Genomic DNA, 3538 nt, shown 5'->3' with positions numbered 1-3538 from the left:
CGCCGCCGCGGCGCTGCCCGGCGGGCTGCTCGCCCCGCAGCGGGCATCGGCGGCGACCGGACCGCGCATCGTGATCATCGGCGCGGGTCTCGCGGGACTCCGCTGCGCGCACCGGCTGTGGACCCAGGGCAGCCCACTCGCCAGCACCGTCTACGAGGCGAACACCACCCGCATCGGCGGCCGTTGCTGGTCCCTGCGCGGCTTTTTCGACGACGGCCTCATCGGTGAGCACGGCGGCTCGTTCATCAGCTCGACCGACACCGCGATCCTCAACCTGGCCCGCGACCTCGGCCTCAGAACTGAGCGTGCGAACGGCGGCGAGCTGGGCGGCGGGGACTACGCCGCCTGGGTCGACAACACCTCCTACCCCGGAACCCAGCAGCAGGACGACTGGGTCGCCGAGGCATACGACGCCTTCAGCGCCTCGTACGCCGCGGCCGGCACCGCGCGCTACAACAGCTACACCCCGGAGGCCCACCGCCTGGACCAGCTTTCCTGTCTGGACTACCTCAAGCAGATCGGCCTGGCCGCCGACTCCCGGCTCGGCCAGGTGATCCAGGCCCTCCAGCTCCAGTCGGGCGGTGAGCCCGCCGAGGCTTCCGCGCTGGGGATGATCGGCTTCCTCGGGGGTTCGTCCGTCTTCGACGGCGCACGCGGCTTCGATGAGAAGTACCACCTCATCGGCGGCAACGACCAGCTCGTCAGCGGGATGGCAACACAGCTTCCGCCCGGAACCGTCCGCCAGGGATACGAACTGATCGCCCTGCGCCAAAACAGCGACTCCACGTACACCTGCACTTTCGACCAGGACGGCAGCACGGTCTCCGTGCCTGCCGACCATGTGGTGTTGGCCCTGCCGTTCAGCACCCTGCGCGCTGTCGATCTCTCCGGGGCGAACCTGTCCTCACTCAAGCTGACCGCCATCCAGCAGCAGGGAATGGGCCAGAACGCCAAGCTCGTGACCCAGCAGTCGACGAAGACCTGGCCGAGACTCGGCTACAACGGCATCAGCAACACGGGCCCGCTCGGCTACCAGACGTCCTGGGACGGCTCGGTCGACCGCGGACCCAACGGATCGCCCTCGCTGCTGGTCAACTTCCTGGGCGGGAACACGGCCCGCGACACGCTCACGGGAGCCGCCCACGGCCCGGCACCCGCCGCGGACGTGAACTGGTTCATGTCCCAGATCGAGCACCTGTTCCCCGGCACCACGGCGGCCTTCACCGGCAAGGCGTACGAGGACCACTGGTCGCGCGACCCTTGGTCCCTGGGCGCCTACCACTACTACAAGGTCGGCCAGTACACCTCCATCGCAGGCTGCGAAGGCATGCAGGAAGGCCGCATCCACTTCGCGGGCGAGCACACCGATGTCGACAACTCCACCCTGAACGCGGCCGTGGCCTCCGGCGATCGCGTCGCGACGGAGATCGCCGACCAGATCTGACGATCAGTCGGCGCCTGCCATGAGATAGCACGCCCACCGCGAGGGAGGGGGCCGTGCCCGGCGTTCGTTCTCGGGCACGGCCCCGTGCGCCGAGGGGCACGACCCGGTGCCCCACCGCCTCTACCCGCTCGCCGAGGCGGGCCGCGCGTCCTCCCCCGCCGGTGGAGCGGAGGTGACCCCCGACTGGGGTCGGGTCGCCGGACGTATCCGGGGCGAGGTCACCGACGACTGCGCGGCGCGACTGCCGCGACCAAGGGATGTGTCCGGCGGTGTGGATGACCACACGGCCAGTCTCACCGGCCGGTTGTGAGCACCTCAGTGCCGAGGAGGGCTGCCGTCCGTTCATAGACGGTGCGGGCGAGGGCGGTGTCCTGGGCCAGTCGAGAGGGCGTCGCCGGTTGGGACTTGGTGAAGAAGCCTCCGCTGGGTTGCGGAGCGGGCGAGGCGGTGGCGAGCCACAGCGTGGTGCGCACACCCTGATCCGGCGTGATGGAGAGGGGCCGGAACAGCGGGGCGGTCAGCCGCATCAGTCCACCGGCGTTGGTGTTCATGCTGGTGTTCTTCACCATGCCGGGGTTGGCGCTGTAGATCCGCAGGCCGTCGGGCAGACGGCGGGCGAGTTCCCTGGTTGCCAGGAGCCCGAGCAGCTTGCTCGTGGCGTACACGTGGATCTGGGAGTAGAACCGATCGCGCCATGAGGTGCCGGAGACGTCGGGATCGGTCGTGTCGAGTCTGCCGCGCTTCTCCACGAAGGTGGACAGGTTGATGATCCGGGCGTCGGTGGTGAATGTGCCCGTCGCGAGGAGGGAGTGCGTCAGCAGAAAAGGTGCGTGGTGGTTCAGGGCGTAGGTGCGCTCGACGCCGTCCGGGGTTTGCCCGTAGCGGGGGAACGCCGCTCCGGCGTTGTTGACCAGAACATCGACACGTATGCCGTCGTCCGCCAGCTTCGCGGCCAGGTCGCGCACTTGCGCCCACCGCGACAGGTCGGCCGCGTACGCCCGGGTCGGGACGGCATCGATGCCGACGGGAGCCAGGTCGCGCAGACCGTCGGCCGCGGCGGCAGTGCGTACCGCGTCCCGGCCGACGAGGATCACGTTCGTTCCGGCCTGGACGAGGTGGCGTGCCGCCACCAGGCCCAGACCTCCTGCGCCACCGGTGATGACGATGGTCCTGGGGCTCATGACCTCATGGTTCTTCCTCTTCGTGGTCGTCCCGGCCGCTGGCTCCGGGCGCGACTGGGGTATCGCCCGCCGCCTCGCGGAACAGCACGTGCAGACGGAGCCTGCTGTCGTGGTCGAGGCGGGCGAAGGGTGACCGTTCGGCGGTGTGCCGGATGACGCGGTCACGCAGCTCGCACCCTTGAGGCGTGAGCTGGACGATCTTCGCGCGGCGGTCGGTGGGGTGGGGCACTCGGCTGACCAGCCCGTGCTTCTCCAAGCGGTCGATCATGGAGGTGGCGGTCGACGCGTCGCAGTTCAGCCGGTCGGCCAGGCGGCGCGCGGTCATCTCCCGCTCGCCACTGAGCCGCCACAGCGCGTCGGCCTGCGCATCGGTCAGCTCCAGTTCACGGAGCAGAACCTTCAGCTCAGCCTGAACCTGGTCGCGCAGGGCGAACAGGTAGCCGATCAGATCCTGGTCCAAGCGCGCATCGTCCACACGCCTCACCATACATGGAAGTTCCCATTATTGGAACTTCCATGTATGTAGGAGACCAGCACGTCGACCAGGGAGCGAGCACCTGAACCCTCGGCTCACACCCCTGCCGCGCTGCCCTCGATAGGGCACTTGACCGAGGACACCCAGCGCGGTTCCGGCGATCATCGGTCCCGCAACTCGCCCGGTCGTGATGATCGGGATTTCCCGAGCATCACTCGGGGTGCGTTGCCACCGCGGCGGCTTCGACGAACAGCGCCGCCTGCATGAGCACCGAACGGGGGAATCAATATGGGCACAGAAAGCACACCGCCACCTTCACGGGCAACCGATGTCTTTCTGGCCGCATCCATTGCCGTCTCGGCCGTCCTTCGTACGGCAGCGGTCGGTGGCGGCTCCGCGTATCCCCTCCACATGCCACTCATCGTGCCCCGCGAGTCG

General features: G+C 68.8%; 4 protein-coding genes. 2 read left to right on the top strand and 2 right to left on the bottom strand.

Annotation, left to right across the window (positions count from 1 at the left end):
• On the top strand, positions 1-1444 hold a 1444-nt coding region (locus KN815_RS33790; RefSeq protein WP_216345659.1), incomplete at its 5' end, for a flavin monoamine oxidase family protein.
• Between the two features lie 106 nt (positions 1445-1550).
• A complete protein-coding gene (locus tag KN815_RS33785; RefSeq protein ID WP_216345658.1) occupies positions 1551-1754 on the top strand; it encodes a hypothetical protein in 204 nt (67 codons plus the stop codon).
• Here KN815_RS33785 and KN815_RS33780 read toward each other — a convergent pair.
• Positions 1738-2625, bottom strand: coding sequence for an SDR family NAD(P)-dependent oxidoreductase (locus KN815_RS33780; RefSeq protein WP_216345657.1), 888 nt, complete (start codon positions 2623-2625; stop codon positions 1738-1740). The two genes, KN815_RS33785 and KN815_RS33780, sit on opposite strands and share 17 nt — an antisense overlap.
• A 4-nt stretch (positions 2626-2629) precedes the next feature.
• A complete protein-coding gene (locus KN815_RS33775) occupies positions 2630-3100 on the bottom strand; it encodes a MarR family winged helix-turn-helix transcriptional regulator (protein WP_216345656.1) in 471 nt (156 codons plus the stop codon).
• Positions 3101-3538 lie beyond the last annotated feature (438 nt).

Origin of the sequence: Streptomyces niphimycinicus (genome assembly GCF_018883605.1) — a bacterium.
Lineage (GTDB): Bacteria > Actinomycetota > Actinomycetes > Streptomycetales > Streptomycetaceae > Streptomyces > Streptomyces niphimycinicus.
The sequence above is the reverse complement of the archived record's forward strand: the minus strand, read 5'-3'. Positions and strand labels throughout refer to the sequence as shown.

What these genes read in the sequence shown, in the direction of transcription:
- KN815_RS33780 (WP_216345657.1), bottom strand. Translation starts at nt 2,625, where the DNA reads ATGAGCCCCAGGACCATCGTCATCACCGGTGGCGCAGGAGGTCTGGGC.